Raw genomic sequence first — 17,172 nt, 5'->3', positions numbered from 1 at the left:
CGATCCCGGCCGTCCCCTGGGAATCGCAGGTGTGCGAGGGCGCTATCCTTGTATCCGCCCCCGCTGTCCGCCGTCCCCCTGGAGCCTGTGCCGTGCGCATCGACCTGCACACCCACTCCACGGCCTCCGACGGCACGGACACGCCCGCCGAACTGGTGCGCAACGCCCGGGCGGCCGGCCTGGACGTGGTGGCGCTCACCGACCACGACACCGTCGCCGGGCACGCCGAGGCGGCGCGCGCCCTGGCCGAGCCGGGCGGTCCGCTGACGCTGGTCACCGGCGCCGAGCTGTCCTGCCGGGTACAGGGCATCAGCATGCACATGCTGGCCTACCTCTTCGACCCCGCCGAGCCCGAACTGCACCGCGAGCGTGAACTCGTCCGCGACGACCGGGTGCCCCGGGCCCGCGGCATGGTCGCCAAGCTCCAGGAGCTGGGTGTCCCGGTGACCTGGGAACAGGTGGCCCGCATCGCCGGGATCCCGGCGGAGGCGGGCATCGCGCCCGCGGCGGCCGCACCCGAGGTCTCCGTCGGGCGGCCGCACGTCGCCGCCGCGATGGTCGAGGCCGGCGTCGTGGACAGCGTCTCCGACGCGTTCACCTCCGCGTGGCTGGCCAACGACGGCCGGGCCTACGTCCCCAAGCACGAACTCGACCCGTTCGAGGCCGTCCGCCTGGTGAAGGCGGCGGGCGGCGTCACGGTCTTCGCGCATCCCGGGGCCCACAAGCGCGGTGAGACCGTGCCCGAGACGGTGATCGCCGAACTGGCCGCCGCCGGGCTCGACGGCCTCGAGGTCGACCACACCGACCACGACGAGCCGACCCGGGCCCGCCTGCGCGCCCTCGCCGCCGACCACGGCCTGCTCGTCACCGGTTCCAGCGACTACCACGGCAGCCGCAAGACGGTCCGCCTCGGCGAGTGCACCACCGACCCCGAGGTCTACCGGGAGATCGCCCGCAGGGCGACCGGCGCCCAGCCCATCAGCGCCGTCTAGCCGGGCCGCAACCCGCCCGCCGTCCCCGGACGCGCCCGTCCCGTGCGACGGAGCCCGTCCCTCACCCCCGTACGACCCCGAAAGCCCTGGCATGTTCGACTTCACCCTGTTCGGGTCGGTCTTCGTCACGCTGTTCGTGATCATGGACCCGCCCGGAATCACCCCCATCTTCCTGGCCCTGACCTCCGGCCGGGCCACCAAGGTCCAGCGCCGGATGGCCTGGCAGGCGGCGTCCGTCGCGCTCGGCGTGATCACCGTCTTCGGCATCTGCGGGCAGCAGATCCTGGACTACCTGCACGTCTCCGTCCCGGCGCTGCGGGTGGCCGGCGGCCTGCTGCTTCTGCTGATCGCCCTCGACCTGCTCACCGGCAAGGCCGACGAGCCCACTCAGACCAAGGACGTCAACGTCGCCCTGGTCCCGCTGGGCATGCCGCTGCTGGCCGGGCCGGGCGCCATCGTCACCGTCATCCTCGCGGTGCAGCACGCCGACGGCGTCGAGCAGCAGACCTCGGTGTGGCTGGCGATCATCGCCATGCACGCGGTGCTCTGGCTGACCATGCGCTACTCGCTGGCGATCATCCGGCTGATCAAGGAGGGCGGTGTCGTGCTGGTCACCCGGCTGTCCGGCATGCTGCTGTCGGCGATCGCGGTCCAGTCGGTGGCCAACGGGGTCTTCGGCTTCGTCCACGGCCAGGGCTCCTGACCCCTCCGGTCCCCTCTGGCCCGGTCCGGTCCGGTCCGGTCCGCCCCGGCCCCCGGCACGCGAAAGCGCCCCGTACTCCATCGGTACGGGGCGCCGTTGCGTCAAGCCTGCGCTGTCTCAGTCCGCCGGGCGGATGTAGATGCGCTGGCCCAGGGCGGCGGCCTGTTGGACGGCCTCGTTGACGGCGGAGGCGTCCACGACGGTGCTGTCCACGGCTGTGCCGTTCACGTCGTCGAGTCGCATGATCTCGAAGCGCATGGGGCTTCTCCCTTCGTCGCGCGATACATGTGTTGTCAACGAACACCCCCTTCTAACTATTCCCTAGACTAAAGAAACTTTTCGGAGACCTAACTACTCTTCGGTAACACTCGTCCAGAACGCCACGAGCGCCGCCGCGGTCTCGGCCGGCCGTTCGGCGTTGGGGGAGTGCTCGGCGCCCTTGACCACCACGCGCCGCGCGCCGAGCCGGACCGCCATCTCGTCCAGCCAGGGCACCGGCCACGCGTAGTCCACCTCGCCGGAGAGTACGAGCTTGGGCAGCGGCACGGTGGCGAGTTCGCCGACCCGGTCGGGTTCGGTCATCAACTGGCGGGCCGTGGCGATCAGTTGTTCGGGCACCGTGGACACCCAGCGCCGGTGCAGGAACTCGTCCAGCCAGGCCGGCGCGGCCGACACCGCGCCGTCCGCGGCGTTCTCGGCGTCCATGGAGCGCATCACCTGCCAGGCGGTCTCCATGTCCGTCGTCGGCAGGAAGTCCACGGCCATCCGCGTGCGCACCTGCTGCGCCTCGGTGACGGCCGCCGGCCCCGAACTCATCAGCGTCAGCGACGCCCACGGCTCCGGGCCGTCCGCCAGCACCGCGGCCCGCACGATGTGCCCGCCGAGCGAGTGCCCCAGCACGTGCAGCCGGCCGGTCGCGTACTCCTCGGCGACCGCCGCGCCCTGCGCCGTGACGTCCGCCGCCAACTCGGCCTGCGCGTAGGCGGCTTCCGAACGCGGACCGCCCGACTCGTGCTGGCCGCGCCCGTCCACCGCCACGACCCGGAAGCCGGCCGCGGTCAGCGGTGCCAGCAGGTCGAGGAAGTCCTCCTTGCTGCCGGTGAACCCGGGCACGAGCAGCGCGGCGCCGCGGTACGGCACCTGGGGATCGGGCGCGCCGTCCAGCACGGCGAAGGAGCCGCGGGCGGTCTCCAGGCGGCGGGCGGACACGTTGCCGGGCAGTTCGAGGGCGCTAGGACGGCTCATGAGGGGAGATTACGCGCCGTCCGTGTCCGGCAGGTTGCCTGCGGACTCCCGCCGTGATTCCGGCGGCGGCGGACGCCCCAACGCCCGCAGCCCGGCCGAAGGGCCGGGCTGCGGGCGGTGCTGCGGTGCCGTGCCGACGGCTGAGGGAGCGTCAGCCCGCCTCGGCCGGAGCGGCGGCGGCCGCCTTCCGGGTCCGGCGGCGCGGTGCCTTCGGGGCGTCCTCGGCCGGTGCCTCGGGGGCGGCGGCCGGGGCGGGGACCTCGGCGGTCGCCTTGGCGGTGCGGCGGCGGGGCGCCTTCGGGGCCTCGGTGGCCGGTGCCTCGGGGGCGGCGGCCGGGGCGGGGACCTCGGCGGTCGCCTTGCGGGTGCGGCGGCGCGGTGCCTTGGGCGCCTCGTCGGCCGGGGTCTCCGGGGCGGGGGCCACGGTGTCCACGGCCGTCTCGGCGGCCTTGCGGGTGCGCCGGCGCGGTGCCTTGGGGGCGTCCTGGGCGGGCGCCTCGGCCGGGACCTCGGCGACCGGGGTCACCGCGGCCTCCGGGGCGTCCGGGGCCGCCGCCTCGGTCGCCTTGCGGGTGCGGCGGCGCGGTGCCTTGGGCGCCTCGTCGGCCGGGGTCTCCGGGGCGGGGGCCACGGTGTCCACGGCCGTCTCGGCGGCCTTGCGGGTGCGCCGGCGGGGAGCCTTGGGGGCGTCCTGGGCGGGCGCCTCGGCGACCGGGGTCACAGCGGCCTCCGGGGCCGCCGTCACCGCTGCCGTGTCCTGCCCCGCGTGCCCCGCCGACCCGCCGGAACGCGTCCGGCGACGGCGGCGCGGCGTGCGCGCGGTCTGCTCCTCGCCGGAGGAGACCGCGGTCGCCTCGGCGGTGCCGGAGGTGGCCTGGGCGGAGTCGGCGCCGTCCGCGCCCACCTCGGCGCCGTGACGGGTGCGCCGCCGCTGGCGCGGGGTGCGGGTGCGGGCCGGGCGCTCCTCGGCGGCCGCGGGCCGTCCGCCGCGCCCGTCACGCCGGCCGCGCGGTCCGCGCCCGGTCTCGCCGAGGTCCTCGACCTCCTCGGCGTCCAGTCCGGCCCGGGTCCGCTCGGCGCGGGGCAGTATGCCCTTCGTGCCCTCGGGGATCCCCAGCAGCTCGTACAGGTGAGCCGAGGTGGAGTACGTCTCCTCCGGGTCGTTGAACGGCAGGTCCAGCGCCTTGTTGATGAGCTGCCAGCGCGGGATGTCGTCCCAGTCGACCAGCGTCAGCGCGGTGCCGGAGGCGCCGGCCCGGCCGGTGCGGCCGATCCGGTGCAGATAGGTCTTCTCGTCCTCGGGCGTCTGGTAGTTGATCACGTGCGTGACGCCCTCGACGTCGATGCCGCGGGCGGCGACGTCGGTGCAGACCAGCACGTCGACCTTGCCGTTGCGGAACGCGCGCAGCGCCTGCTCACGGGCGCCCTGCCCGAGGTCGCCGTGCACCGCGCCGGAGGCGAAGCCGCGCCGTTCGAGCTGCTCGGCGACGTCGGCGGCGGTCCGCTTGGTCCGGCAGAAGATCATCGCCAGACCGCGGCCGTCGGCCTGCAGGACGCGGGCGACCAGCTCCGGCTTGTCCATCGAGTGGGCCCGGAAGACGTGCTGGGTGATGTTCGCGACGGTCGCGCCCTCGTCGTCCGGCGCGGTCGCGCGGATGTGGGTGGGCTGCGACATGTAGCGGCGGGCCAGGCTGATGACGGCACCCGGCATGGTGGCCGAGAACAGCATCGTCTGCCGCTTCGCCGGCAGCATGGCCATGATCTTCTCGACGTCCGGCAGGAAGCCGAGGTCGAGCATCTCGTCGGCCTCGTCCAGCACCAGGGTGCGCACGTGGCGGAGGCTGAGCTTCTTCTGGCCGGCCAGGTCCAGCAGGCGGCCGGGGGTGCCGACGACCACGTCGACGCCCTTCTTCAGCTGCTCGACCTGCGGCTCGTAGGCGCGTCCGCCGTAGATCGCGGCGACCCGGACGTCGCGGACCTTGCCCGCGGTGAGCAGGTCGTTGGTGACCTGCTGGCACAGCTCGCGGGTCGGCACGACGACGAGTGCCTGCGGGGCGTCGACCAGCCGGTCGGGCTCGGCGCGGCCGGCCTCGACGTCGGCGGCGACGGTGACGCGCTCCAGGAGCGGCAGGCCGAAACCGAGGGTCTTGCCCGTGCCGGTCTTGGCCTGGCCGATGACGTCGTTGCCCGCGAGGGCGACCGGAAGCGTCATCTCCTGGATCGGGAAGGGAGTGATGATGCCGACGGCCTCGAGGGCCTCGGCGGTCTCGGGAAGGATTCCCAGGCTGCGGAACGTGGTGGTGGTCAGGATGTTGCCTCTTCTGTGAGACGGCACTGGCGGCAAGGGGGGTCGAGCGCCGGGGCGCCGTAGGGATACGGCGTCGGCCACTGACCGCGCAGAGGTGTGTCGTGCAGCCGTAGGTGGCTGCGGAGCGCGGGACCGCTGCCCTCGCTCATGCCGCGAGCGGGCCCCTCCCGATGTCGGGAAGGCGGTCGGTTCGGAGCCGATCGGGCCACCGACCGGGCATCCAGGTGTTGCACACGTCGCCCGCCGGATGATCGGAAACGCGCCGATGCCCGACGGGTGCAATACCACTCTACCCCGGAAAGTCGTAGCTGCACCCGATCAAATGTTTCGTTCGGGACGTGATGGCCTCAGTGACGCCCCGGCGACACCCCGGCCGCGCCCCGCCCACGCCCGCGTTCCGCCGTCGTCCGGGCCGGCGAGTGCCGGGGGGCCGCCGGTGTCCCACGGCGCCGGCGGCCCCCCGGCACTCGGCGCGGCCTGCGGCGGCGCGTCGGGGCGGGGGTCTTACGCCGGGCGCGGACTTGGCTATTGTGCGCTGCATGGAGACGCCTGACACGCCCGACCGGACCCCCGCCCCCGTCCCCACCGGGATCGCCGCCCAGGACTGGGCCGCCGCGTCCGCGGACCCGCACTACCGGGCCGCCGTCGTCGATCTGCTCGGCGCGCTCGCCTACGGCGAGCTGGCCGCGTTCGAGCGGCTCGCGGAGGACGCGAAACTCGCGCCCACCCTGGAGGACAAGGCGGAGCTGGCGGCCATGGCGGCGGCGGAGTTCCACCACTTCGCGCAGCTCCGCGACCGGCTCACGGAGATCGGCGAGGCGGCGAACGAGGCGATGCTGCCGTTCGGCGCGGCACTGGACGAGTTCCACCGCCAGACCGCCCCCTCGGACTGGCTGGAGGGCCTGGTCAAGGCGTACGTCGGCGACTCGATCGCGTCCGACTTCTACCGCGAGGTGGCCGTCCGCCTGGACACCGACACCCGCACGCTGGTGCTGGCGGTGCTGGACGACACCGGGCACGCCACCTTCGCGGTCGAGAAGGTGCGGGCGGCCATCGAGGCCGAACCGCGGGTGGGCGGGCGGCTCGCCCTGTGGGCCCGCCGGCTGATGGGCGAGGCGCTCTCGCAGGCCCAGCGGGTGGTCGCCGACCGCGACGCGCTCTCCACGATGCTCGTCGGGGGCGTCGCGGACGGCTTCGACCTCGCCGAGGTCGGCAAGATGTTCTCCCGCATCACCGAGGCCCACACCAAGCGCATGGCCGCTCTCGGTCTCGCCGCCTGAGCCCCGCACGACGGTACGGCCGGCGCGGCGGGGAGCCGCCCCCGCCGTGCGCGGCGGGCGTCAGTCCTTGATCAGGCCCCAGGAGGAGCGGGCGTCGGGGCGGGCCAGCAGGCTGAGCAGGGCCAGGGAGACGCCGAGGGCCGCCGGAAGCGTGGCCTCCAGGTGGCCGGCGCCGACGATGGTGCGGGCGATCAGGCCGCCGGCCAGCGCCGCGCCGGGGCCGGTGGCCAGCACCAGCGGCGAGCGGGGGAGCCGCCGGGGCAGCAGGCGGCTGGCCGCGAGCGCGGCGGCGAGTCCGATCACGGCATAGGCCACGGCTTCCCACAACATGCTGATCCCCTCCGGTCTGTTCGGGCCGGCGTGCTCACCCGCCTCCTACCCGTCGGGACCAGCAGGTGAAACGGAGAGGCGGCAACCGGTCACCACCGGTCGCCGCCTCTCCGCGGATGCTGCGGTGACGCCTCAGAGCGCGGCGCCGAAGCCGACCCGGCGGGTCGCCGGCTCGCCGATCTCGATGTAGGCGAGACGGTCCGCGGGAATCAGGACCTTGCGGCCGTGCTCGTCCTCCAGGCTGAGCAACTTCGCGTCCCCGGAGAGCGCCGCGGCGACGGCCTTCTCCACCTCTTCGGCCGTCTGCGCGCTCTCGATGCTGATCTCGCGCGGCGCGTGCTGCACGCCGATCTTGACCTCCACGGCTTGGATACCTCCGATGGTCTGGCGGTGTGCGCGGTCGATCGCGCCGTACGCTGCACAGACTAGCCCGGCCGGGGCGGCGGGAATCGGCGGCGGGGAAACGCCGTGAGCGAACACCCCGATCCGCGGCTCACCGGCCCCTCGGACCGGTGGCGCCCCGGCTCGGCGGCCGCCCCGGACCGGCGGCCCCTCGCCTCAGTGGTGGCCGTCGGTGCCGTGCAGCGGGAAGCCGGCGATGCCGCGCCAGGCCAGCGAGGTCAGCAGCTGCACCGCGGTGTCACGCGGGACCCCGCTGCCGCTCGCCAGCCAGTAGCGGGCGACGACCTGGGAGACGCCGCCCAGGCCCACCGCCAGCAGCATGGACTGCTCGCGGGCCAGCCCGGTGTCCTCGGCGATGACCTCGCTGATGGCCTCCGCGCACTGCAGCGACACCTTGTCGACGCGCTCGCGCACGGCCGGCTCGTTCGTCAGGTCGGACTCGAAGACCAGCCGGAACGCGCCGCCCTCGTCCTCGACGTAGGCGAAGTACGCGTCCATGGTCGCCTCGACGCGCTTCTTGTTGTCCGTGGTGGACGCCAGCGCGCCGCGCACGGACTGCAGCAGCGACTCGCAGTGCTGGTCCAGCAGCGCCAGGTAGAGCTCCAGCTTTCCGGGGAAGTGCTGGTAGAGCACCGGCTTGCTGACGCCGGCGCGCTCGGCGATGTCGTCCATCGCGGCCGCGTGGTAGCCCTGGGCGACGAAAACCTCCTGGGCCGCCCCCAGCAGCTGCTCACGCCGGGCCCTGCGGGGCAGGCGGGTGCCGCGCGGCCGCGCCTGAGTCTGCTCGATGGCTGTCACGCCGCCTCCCAGTTCTGGTGAAAGAAGTGAACGATGGACTGAACCACGGGGTCTCTGCGATGGCCATCGTACTTTTCGGTAACGATCCTGTGCTCCGTGCGGGCGGACATTCTCACTCCCTGGAACCGATCAGCGGTAGTCCTCCTCGTCCTCCACCACCACCCGGCGCTGCTCCGCGGTGTCCGCCGGGTCCGCCTCGCCGTTCCGGTCCGCGGACCGGGCGGTCACGGGCTCGTCGCCGCGCTGCAGCACCTCGGCGCGCTGCTCGGCGGTGTCGGCCTCCGGGGCCTCCAGGCCGAGGCCGGCGTCGGACTCCTGCGCCGTGCCGTCGTCGAGCTCGTCGGCGTCCCGTTCGACGCCCTCGACGTCACGGCTGTCGCGGATGTGCTGGGTCCTGTCGGACATGGCCTCTCCGTTTCTCGCCCCTGCTCCAAGGGTGCGCCCGTTTTGTCTTCTCACCCAGTTGTGGCGCCGAACACACGGTTGTTCACGTGATCGTCTCGTAACATTGGCCCATGCCAACGACCGATTCCCCGCTCGCGGCCGTCGCCACGGCGTCGACCGTCCCGCCCGCGGGGCCGGTGCTCGCCGCCGGGGAGTCGGCCCGCACGGTCGACCTGCCCGGCCTCGGCCTGCTGGTCAGGTCCGGTCCCGGGAGTCGTGACGCGGAGCCCGCGCTGTGCGTGCACGGTCTGGGCGGCTCCTCGCAGAACTGGACGGCGCTGATGGCGCGGCTGGCCGGCACGGTCGCCGGGGAGGCGCTGGACCTGCCCGGCTTCGGGCACTCGCCGCCCCCGGACGACGGCAACTACTCGATCGCCGGGCACGCCAGGGCCGTGGTGCGGCTGCTGGAGTCCGAGCGGCGCGGGCCGGTGCACCTGTTCGGCAACTCGATGGGCGGCGCGGTCGCGGTGAAGGTGGCCGCCGCGCGGCCCGACCTGGTCCGCACCCTCACGCTGATCTCCCCGGCGCTGCCAGAGATCCCGCCGCAGCTCAGCGCCTGGCCCACCGGTCTGGCCTCGGTCCCGGGGCTGCCGCAGCTCTACATGCGGGCCACCCGCCGGTGGTCGATCGAGCAGCGCACCGCGGCGCTGCTCGCGCTCTGCTACGGCGACCCCTCGATCGTGGATGCCCAGGCCCGCGCGGACGCCGCGGTGGAATACCAGCGCCGGCTGGACCTGCCGTACTTCTGGGACGTGATGGTCCGCTCGACCCGCGGCATCGTGAACGCCTACACCCTGGGCGGGCAGCACGCGCTGTGGCGGCAGGCCGAGCGGGTGCTCGCGCCGACCCTGTTGGTGTACGGCGGCCGGGACCGGCTGGTGTCGGTGCGGACCGCCCGCCGCGCGTCCCGCGCCTTCCGCGACTCCCGGCTGCTTATGATCCCCCAGAGCGGCCACGTGGCGATGATGGAGCACCCGGAACTGGTCGCCCGCGCCTTCCGCGACCTGCTCGACGAGCTCGGCCACCGCGGCGGCGGCGCGGGCACCGGCACGACCGGGACACAGGACAGTCCGACGAGCACAGCGGCAACCGGGAGCTGAGCGACGGCGTGGGCAAACACAGCGCTAGTGAGGGGACCGGCGGCCAGAGCGGCGCGGGCGGCCGTGCCTCGTCGCCCGGTCCGCACCGGACACCGCCGCCGGTCGGCGCCCCGGGCACCGGGCGGCGCCGGCGCGGCGACGCCGACGCGGACACCGGCGGCTTCGCGGTCGTCCGGCCGCGGGAGGCCGGCGGCCCGCCGCAGGCCCACCCCGAGCACCGCGAGCACGCGGCCTGGGGAGCCTCGGGCGGCTGGCCCGCAGGCCGGGCCGGCGTCCCGGGCCGCCGCCGTGACCTGCTGCCGGACCCGGTCGAGGAGTGGGCGGCCGACTGGGCGCCCTACGACACCGCCGCCGCGCTGCGGCCGCCGGCCGCCACCGCGGGACGGCCGCTCGCGGCGCCGCAGGGACGCCTGGTCCCGCGGCCCCGCCAGGAGTTCGTCGACGCCTTCGATGCGCCGGTCGCGGCAACCGCCCCGGCGGCCGCCTCCGCTCGGATGGCGGCCGGCGGCGACGGCGAACACCCCGGCGACGGCGACGGCGGCCGGCGCGGGGGCGGCAAGGGCCGCGCGATCAGCGGCGCCGCGGCGGCCGCGGTGGTCACCGTGCTCGCCGTCGTGGTCGGCGGCCAGGCGACCGGCGGCGGCAGGCACCCCACCGGCAGCGGCGGCAACCCGGGCCCGGACGGCGGCGCCCGGTCCACCGCGGGTGAGGCCTCCCGCTCGCAGGCCCGGTCCTCCGACGCGCCCGCGGCCGCCCCCTCCTACGACGAGCTGATGGCCCGCCAGTACCCGCTGGACCCCAAGCTCGCCCTGTCCGGGGCCTTCACGACCGTGCCCGGTCACCAGGCCGCGCCGGGCAGGGGCAAGGTGCTGAAGTTCCGGGTGGACGTCGAGCAGGGGCTGGAGCTGGACGCCCGGCTGTTCTCCGACGCGGTCTTCGCCACCCTGAACGATCCCCGGAGCTGGGGCCACGGCGGCACGATGACCTTCGAGCGGGTGTCCTCCGGGCCCGCCGACATCGTGGTCACGCTGGCCAGCCCCGGGACGACGGCCAAGTGGTGCGCGAAGTCCGGTCTGGACACGTCGGTTGAGAACGTGTCATGTGACTCCGCGTCGACTCCCCGGACGATGATCAACGCCTACCGCTGGGCGCAGGGCGCGGTGACCTACGGCCCGGAGCGGATGCTCGCGTACCGGCAGATGCTGATCAACCACGAGGTCGGGCACCGTCTCGGGCACGACCACGTGGGGTGCCCCAAGGAGGGCGCGCCGGCCCCGGTGATGATGCAGCAGACCAAGTTCCTGTCGCTCGACGGCGGCCCGACCTGCAAGCCCAACGCCTGGCCGTTCCCCTAGGGCCGGTCCGACCGTGACCCCCGCCCCGGCGCGGCCGGCGGCCGGGCCCGACTTTCTGCCGTCGGCCGACCGCATAAGTGATCCTTATCGCTTCTCTTGATGTCACTTTGACATCCGGCCCCGCTTCGCTGCACTCTTCTGAGCATGTCGCACCGCCACGCACCGTCGTCCTTGCGCGCCAGCATCGAGCTGGCGCTGATCGGCGTGGCCGCGCACTGCGTCGCCGACGTGCACTGTCGGTGATCATCTCCAGCCCCGCCGCGTAGAGGCGCGCACCACCCGCCTCCGCCGCCCGGGCTGATCCCGGCGGACTCCTCCGCCCTGTCCCTCCGCGCCGAGCGCTGCCCCGAGCCGTGCTGTGCCGTGCCCTGCCGCGGAACGGATCCCCGCAGTCCCTCCCGTTTCCCCGCTCTGCCTGTGAAAGGTCCCACGATGCGTCATCTGCCCGTCACATCCCGCCGTATCGGCGTGATAGCCATCGGTCTGGCCCTTGCGGGAGGGGCCGTCGCCTGCGGCCCGAAGAGCGGCAGCGACGCCAAGGCGGGCGCCGACGCCACCCCGCACCAGGGCGGCACGCTCTACGTCCTGAACAACCAGGCGCAGGAGGACTTCGACCCGGCGCGCCTGTACACCTCCGGCGGCGGCAACATCCCCTCGCTGGTCTACCGGACGCTGACCACCCGCAACCGCGCCGACGGCGCCGCCGGCACCAAGGTCGTCCCCGACCTCGCCACCGACACCGGTGAGCCGAGCAAGGACGCCACGGTGTGGACGTACCACCTCAAGGACGGCCTGAAGTACCAGGACGGCACGCCCATCACCACCGCCGACATCAAGTACGACATCGAGCGGTCCTTCGCCCCCGAACTGTCCGGCGGCGCCCCCTACCTGCGCGACTGGCTGGTCGGCGCGGCGGACTACCAGGGCCCGTACAAGGACCCCAAGGGCCTGTCCGCGATCGAGACGCCGGACGCCAAGACGATCGTCTTCCACCTGAACAAGCCCGAGGGCGAGTTCCCGCTGCTGGCGACCCAGACCTCGTTCGCCCCGGTGCCCAAGGCCAAGGACACCGGCACCAAGTACGCCGAGCACCCGGTCTCCTCCGGCCCGTACGAGGTGGTCAGCAACGAGAACAACGGTGAGCACATCGTGCTCAAGCGCAACCCCAACTGGTCGGCGACCACCGACGGCCAGCGCAAGGCGTACCCGGACACCATCGACGTCCAGTCCGGCATCGACCAGGCCGTGATCAACCAGCGGCTGTCCGCGGGCGTGGGCAAGGACGCGGACGCCGTCACCACCGACACCAACCTCGGCCCGGCCGAACTCGCCAAGGTCAGCGGCGACAAGAGCCTGGCCGGCCGCGTCGGCACCGGCCACTTCGGCTACACCGACTACATCGCCTTCAACCCGAAGGTGAAGCCGTTCGACAACATCAAGGTGCGCGAGGCGATCGCCTACGCGGTCAACCGCACCACGGTGATCAACGCGCAGGGCGGCTCCTCGCTCAACGAGGCCGCCACCACCTTCCTGCCGCAGCAGGCCGCGTTCGGCTACACGCCGTACGACCCGTTCCCGGCCGGCGCCGACGGCAACCCGGCCAAGGCCAAGGAGCTGCTGAAGGAGGCCGGTTACCCCAACGGCCTGACCGTCACCCTGACCCACGACGTCACCAAGGGCGACGAGCAGGGTCCCGAGGTCGCCACCGCGCTCCAGGAGGCGCTCAAGGTCGCGGGCATCACCGTCAAGCTGGACGGCCAGGAGCACAACGCCTACAGCGACAAGATCCACAACGTGCAGTCCGAGCCCGGCTTCTTCCTCGCCGGCTGGGGCGCGGACTGGCCGTCCGGCGGTCCCTTCCTCGGCCCGATCTTCGACGGCCGCCAGATCGTGAAGGGCGGCGACAACTTCAACAACGCCCAGCTCGACGACCCCTCGGTCAACAACGAGATCGACGCGATCAACAAGATCACCGACCTCAAGGCCGCCGCGGTCCGCTGGGGCGCGCTGGACAAGAAGATCGGCGAGCAGGCGGTCACCGTCCCGCTCTACCACCCGGTCTACAAGAGGCTGTACGGCAAGGACATCAGGAACGTCGTCATCAGCGACTGGACCGGTGTGCTGGACGTCTCCCAGGTCGCGGTGAAGTGACGCCGTGACGGTCGCAGGAACACCCACCGCGGTCACCGACGGGGGAGTGGGCACGATGCCGCCCGCTCCCCCGTCGGGGGCCCGGCAGATATGGCGGCGGCTGCGCGGCCGCCCCGCCGCCCTGACCGGCGGCGTGGTCATCGTGCTGCTGGTCCTCATCGCGGCGGGCGCCCCGCTGCTCGCCGCGATCGAGGGGCAGGACACCACCAGCTACCACCCGGGCCTGGTGGACTCCGCGTCCGGCGGGGTGCCGCTCGGCCACTTCGGCGGGATCAGCGGCTCCCACTGGCTGGGCGTCGAACCCGGCACCGGCCGCGACCTGTTCGCCCGGCTGGTCTACGGCGCCCGCGTCTCGCTCGGCGTGGCGATCGGCGCGACGATCCTGCAGGTGCTGATCGGCGTGGCCTTCGGGCTGGCCGCCGGACTCGGCAGCCGCTGGGTCGACAGCCTGCTCAGCCGCGTCACCGACGTCTTCGTCGTCATGCCCGCGCTGATCCTGGCCATCGCCCTGCTCGCCGTGGTGCCCGGCTCGTTCCCGCGGCCGGTGCTGCTGACCCTGGTCCTGGGCTTCCTCGCCTGGGGCGGCTTCGCGAAGATCGTGCGGGCCCAGGTGCTCACCCAGAAGTCCCTCGACTACGTGGCGGCGTCCCGGCTCGCCGGGTCGTCGCCCTGGCGTACCGCCCGCCGCGAACTGCTGCCCGCGCTGGTCGCGCCGGTGCTGACGTACGCGGCGATCACCCTGCCCACGAACATCGTGTCCGAGGCGGGCCTGTCCTTCCTCGGCATCGGCGTCACCCCGCCCACCCCGTCCTGGGGGCAGATGCTCTCCAGCGCGACCACCTGGTACCAGGCCGACTCGTCGTACGTGCTGCTGCCGGCCGTGCTGCTGTTCGTGACCGTGCTGGCCTTCACCGTCTTCGCCGACGGCATCAGGACCGCCCTCGACCCGCGGGCCGCCAGCCGGCTGCGGGTCGGCACCCGGGCGGGCCGCCGCGGCGCCGGGACCGCTGACTCGGCCGCGACCCCGGCCGACGCCGCGAGCGGCATTCCCGGTCCCGCCGACCCGCGCGGAGGTGGTGCCGCATGACCGGGCTGCCGGCCTTCCTCGTACGCCGCTTCCTGCAGGCCGTGCTCGTCCTGCTGGTGCTGGCGGCCGTGCTGTACGCGGTGTTCTACATCGCGCCCGGCGACGCCGCCCGGCTCGCCTGCGGCCCCAAGTGCTCGACCGCCCAGGTCGCCCAGATCCGCGGGCAGATGGGCCTCGACGACCCGGTGTACCTGCAGTTCTGGCACTTCCTGCAGGGCATCGTCACCGGCCACACCTACAGCACCGGCACCGGCTCGCTGCACTGCCCCGCGCCGTGCCTCGGCCAGTCGTACCGCACCGGCGAACTGGTCACCCACCTCATCGCCGAGAAGCTGCCCGCCACCGCCTCGCTGGCGCTGGGCGCGATGGTGCTGTGGCTGGTCATCGGTGTCGGCACCGGCCTGCTGTCGGCGCTGCGCCGCGGCGGGATCACCGAGCGGCTGCTCACCGGGTTCACCCTGGTCGGCGTCGCCACCCCGGTGTTCATCACCGGCATCCTGCTGCTGCTCGTGTTCTGCTCGTGGCTGCAGTGGCTGCCGTACCCCTCGTACGTCTCCCTCACCGACGACCCGCAGCAGTGGGCGTGGAACCTGCTGCTGCCCTGGCTGGCGCTCGCGCTGGTCGAGGCCGCCAAGTACGCGCGGCTGACCCGCTCGTCGATGCTGGAGACGCTCGCCGAGGACCACATCAGGACCTTCCGCGCCTACGGCGTCGGCGAGGGAGCGGTCGTGCGGCGGCACGCGCTGCGCGGCGCGCTCACCCCGGTGATCGCGCTGTCCGCACTGGACCTCGGCACGATGTTCGGCGGCGCGCTGCTCACCGAGACGCTCTTCGGCATCCCGGGCCTCGGCCAGCAGCTCGTGCAGTCCGTGCAGCTCAAGGATTTGCCGGTGGTCGTCGGGATCGTCCTGGTGATGGGGCTGGCCGTGGTGCTGGCCAACGCCGTCGCCGACGTGCTCTACGCGCTCGCCGACCGAAGGGTGGTGCTGGCATGACGACGCCTCTGGTCGAGGTCGCCGGCCTCCGTATCGAGTTCCCGACCGACGGCGGTTCCGTCCGGGCCGTCGACGGGCTGGACTTCACCCTCGGCGCGGGCCGGGCGCTCGGGCTGGTGGGGGAGTCCGGCTCCGGCAAGAGCGCCACCGCGTACGCCCTGCTCGGACTGCACCGCGGCACCGGCGCCCGGGTCTCCGGCACCGTCCGGGTCGCGGGCACCGACGTGCTCGCCGCGGACGACGCCGAACTGCGGCGGCTGCGCGGCGGTGCGGCCGCCATGGTCTTCCAGGACCCGCTGTCCGCCCTCGATCCGTACTACGCGATCGGCGACCAGATCGCCGAGGTGTACCGGGTGCACCACCGGGTGTCGAAGTCCGCGGCCCGCGCGCGGGCGGTGGAGGTGCTGGACCGCGTCGGCATCGCCGACGCCGCCCGCCGGTCCCGTTCCCGGCCGCACGAGTTCAGCGGCGGCATGCGGCAGCGCGCGCTGATCGCCATGGCGCTGGCGTGCGAACCGCGGCTGCTCATCGCGGACGAGCCGACGACGGCGCTCGACGTCACCGTGCAGGCCCAGATCCTGGACCTGCTCCACGAGTTGCGGGCCGAGACCGGCATGGCGCTGCTCCTGGTCACCCACGACCTGGGCGTCGTCGCCGGCAGCGTCGACGACATCCTCGTCATGCGGGACGGGACCGCGGTCGAACGCGGTCCGGTCGCGAGCGTGCTCGATGCGCCGGCGGCGGCCTACACCCGGGCGCTGCTGACCGCGGTCCCGCGGCTGGACGGGCCCGTGCCGGCGGCGGCCGACACCGACGTCGAGGCCGAGACCGAGACCGACGTCGAGGCCGACGGTGAGCCCGAGAACGCGGCCGCGGCATTGAGCGGTTCCGCCGAGGACACCCCCGCGGTGGCCGCCGGCGCTAGGGCGCCCTCGTTCGTGAAGGACCAGCCCTCCCCGGCCCGGGGCGCGGGTCGCGTACCGGCGGCGGACGACGGCGCGTTGCTCGTGGCCGAGGGCCTCCGGCGGGAGTTCGGGCGCGGACGCCACGCGTTCACCGCGGTGGACGACGTGTCCCTGACCGTGCGCGCGGGCGAAACCCTCGGCGTGGTGGGCGAGTCGGGCTCCGGCAAGACGACGCTCGGCCGGATGCTCGTGCGGCTGCTGGACCCGACCGCGGGCCGCGTCCACTACCGCGGCCGGGACATCGCCGCCCTCGGCGAGAAGGCCCTGCGGCCGCTGCGGCGCGAGCTGCAGATGGTCTTCCAGGACCCGGTCTCCTCGCTCAACCCCCGCCGCAGCATCGGCGAGTCGATCGCCGACCCGCTGCGGGCCGAGGGCCGGCTGACCGACGCGGCCGTGGTGGCCCGGGTGAAGGACCTGCTGGACCGGGTCGGCCTCGACCCGGACTGGTACCACCGCTACCCGCACGAGTTCAGCGGCGGCCAGCGCCAGCGCGTCGGCATCGCTCGGGCGCTGGCGCCCGAGCCGAAGCTGATCGTCTGCGACGAACCGGTGTCCGCGCTGGACGTCACCACGCAGGCGCAGGTCGTTGCACTGCTGGGCGAACTCCAGCGCGACCTCGGCCTGGCGCTGGTCTTCATCGCCCACGACCTGGCCGTCGTGCGGCAGGTCAGCGACCGGGTCGCGGTGATGCGCGGCGGCCGGATCGTGGAGTCCGGCACCGTCGACGAGGTGTACGACGCGCCTCAGGACCCGTACACCAAGGGCCTGCTGGCCGCCGTGCCGGTGCTCGATCCGGCCGAGGCGGCCGGCCGCCGGGAGAGCCGCCGCGCCCTGCGGGACGTGATGGTGACCGCACACTAGATCGCCACAACGTCTCCCGCTGGGAGAAGTTACGTCGCTTCACCCCTTTTGGTGGCGCGGCGGACAACCGTCCGTCGCGCCACTGCCGTACCGGCATACCGTCGTCGGGCCGGGCAACGCCTGGCAGATGACCGCAACACCGGGCACACGGCGCGA

The 17,172-nt window shown here is 73.8% G+C and carries 17 protein-coding genes; 10 read left to right on the top strand and 7 right to left on the bottom strand.

Features of this window, described 5'->3' with window-relative positions; all coding sequences use genetic code 11:
- Positions 1–92: 92 nt before the first annotated feature.
- Both K7862_RS04975 and K7862_RS04970 read left to right on the top strand, forming a co-directional pair.
- On the top strand, positions 93–992 hold the full coding sequence (locus K7862_RS04975) for a PHP domain-containing protein (RefSeq protein ID WP_222961025.1): 900 nt from the start codon (positions 93–95) through the stop codon (positions 990–992).
- Positions 993–1,083: 91 nt separating this feature from the next.
- On the top strand, positions 1,084–1,695 hold the full coding sequence (locus tag K7862_RS04970) for a MarC family protein (protein ID WP_222961023.1): 612 nt from the start codon (positions 1,084–1,086) through the stop codon (positions 1,693–1,695).
- 117 nt (positions 1,696–1,812) lie between these two features.
- On the opposite strand, the gene K7862_RS04965 is transcribed toward K7862_RS04970, so the two are convergent.
- The 3 genes from K7862_RS04965 to K7862_RS04955 all read right to left on the bottom strand — a co-directional run bounded on the left by K7862_RS04965 (position 1,813) and on the right by K7862_RS04955 (position 5,152).
- A complete protein-coding gene (locus tag K7862_RS04965; protein WP_222961021.1) occupies positions 1,813–1,953 on the bottom strand; it encodes a DUF8834 family protein in 141 nt (46 codons plus the stop codon).
- Positions 1,954–2,046: 93 nt separating this feature from the next.
- On the bottom strand, positions 2,047–2,940 hold the full coding sequence (locus K7862_RS04960; RefSeq protein ID WP_222961019.1) for an alpha/beta fold hydrolase: 894 nt from the start codon (positions 2,938–2,940) through the stop codon (positions 2,047–2,049).
- 151 nt (positions 2,941–3,091) lie between these two features.
- The gene (locus tag K7862_RS04955) at positions 3,092–5,152 is read right to left on the bottom strand and encodes a DEAD/DEAH box helicase (RefSeq protein ID WP_372461512.1); all 2,061 of its coding nucleotides are present in this window, start codon (positions 5,150–5,152) and stop codon (positions 3,092–3,094) included.
- A gap of 635 nt (positions 5,153–5,787) precedes the next feature.
- On the opposite strand from K7862_RS04955, the gene K7862_RS04950 reads away from it, so the two are divergent.
- A complete protein-coding gene (locus tag K7862_RS04950; RefSeq protein ID WP_222961017.1) occupies positions 5,788–6,528 on the top strand; it encodes a ferritin-like fold-containing protein in 741 nt (246 codons plus the stop codon).
- Positions 6,529–6,588: 60 nt separating this feature from the next.
- Here the strand turns inward: K7862_RS04950 and K7862_RS04945 are convergent, their stop codons facing one another.
- From K7862_RS04945 to K7862_RS04930, 4 genes are all read right to left on the bottom strand, one after another.
- Positions 6,589–6,858, bottom strand: coding sequence for a hypothetical protein (locus K7862_RS04945; RefSeq protein ID WP_222961015.1), 270 nt, complete (start codon positions 6,856–6,858; stop codon positions 6,589–6,591).
- Positions 6,859–6,990: 132 nt separating this feature from the next.
- Positions 6,991–7,221, bottom strand: a complete 231-nt coding sequence (locus K7862_RS04940; RefSeq protein WP_222961012.1) for a DUF3107 domain-containing protein — start codon at positions 7,219–7,221, stop codon at positions 6,991–6,993.
- Between the two features lie 195 nt (positions 7,222–7,416).
- Positions 7,417–8,058 carry a TetR/AcrR family transcriptional regulator gene (locus K7862_RS04935; RefSeq protein WP_222961010.1) on the bottom strand — a complete coding sequence of 214 codons (642 nt, stop codon included), beginning with the start codon at positions 8,056–8,058 and terminating at the stop codon, positions 7,417–7,419.
- A gap of 129 nt (positions 8,059–8,187) precedes the next feature.
- The gene (locus K7862_RS04930) at positions 8,188–8,463 is read right to left on the bottom strand and encodes a hypothetical protein (RefSeq protein WP_262412684.1); all 276 of its coding nucleotides are present in this window, start codon (positions 8,461–8,463) and stop codon (positions 8,188–8,190) included.
- A gap of 110 nt (positions 8,464–8,573) precedes the next feature.
- On the opposite strand from K7862_RS04930, the gene K7862_RS04925 reads away from it, so the two are divergent.
- The 7 genes from K7862_RS04925 (at position 8,574) to K7862_RS04900 (ending at position 17,016) form a co-directional block, all read left to right on the top strand.
- Positions 8,574–9,602 carry an alpha/beta fold hydrolase gene (locus tag K7862_RS04925; RefSeq protein ID WP_222961008.1) on the top strand — a complete coding sequence of 343 codons (1,029 nt, stop codon included), beginning with the start codon at positions 8,574–8,576 and terminating at the stop codon, positions 9,600–9,602.
- An 8-nt stretch (positions 9,603–9,610) separates the two neighbouring features.
- Entirely contained in the window at positions 9,611–10,957 is a 1,347-nt protein-coding gene (locus tag K7862_RS04920) for a DUF3152 domain-containing protein (protein ID WP_308011843.1), read from the top strand.
- Positions 10,958–11,101: 144 nt separating this feature from the next.
- Positions 11,102–11,200 carry an Ms4533A family Cys-rich leader peptide gene (locus K7862_RS38415; RefSeq protein WP_372461504.1) on the top strand — a complete coding sequence of 33 codons (99 nt, stop codon included), beginning with the start codon at positions 11,102–11,104 and terminating at the stop codon, positions 11,198–11,200.
- Between the two features lie 189 nt (positions 11,201–11,389).
- Positions 11,390–13,108, top strand: coding sequence for an ABC transporter substrate-binding protein (locus K7862_RS04915; protein WP_222961005.1), 1,719 nt, complete (start codon positions 11,390–11,392; stop codon positions 13,106–13,108).
- A 55-nt stretch (positions 13,109–13,163) separates the two neighbouring features.
- A complete protein-coding gene (locus K7862_RS04910) occupies positions 13,164–14,195 on the top strand; it encodes an ABC transporter permease (RefSeq protein WP_222961336.1) in 1,032 nt (343 codons plus the stop codon).
- A 5-nt stretch (positions 14,196–14,200) separates the two neighbouring features.
- Positions 14,201–15,190, top strand: a complete 990-nt coding sequence (locus K7862_RS04905; RefSeq protein WP_372461511.1) for an ABC transporter permease — start codon at positions 14,201–14,203, stop codon at positions 15,188–15,190.
- On the top strand, positions 15,187–17,016 hold the full coding sequence (locus K7862_RS04900) for an ABC transporter ATP-binding protein (protein ID WP_222961001.1): 1,830 nt from the start codon (positions 15,187–15,189) through the stop codon (positions 17,014–17,016). Before K7862_RS04905 ends, K7862_RS04900 begins: the two co-directional genes overlap by 4 nt.
- Positions 17,017–17,172: the final 156 nt, after the last annotated feature.

Source organism: Actinacidiphila acidipaludis (assembly GCF_019890725.1).
GTDB classification, from domain to species: domain Bacteria; phylum Actinomycetota; class Actinomycetes; order Streptomycetales; family Streptomycetaceae; genus Actinacidiphila; species Actinacidiphila acidipaludis.
This window is presented reverse-complemented; position numbering and strand designations above follow the sequence as displayed.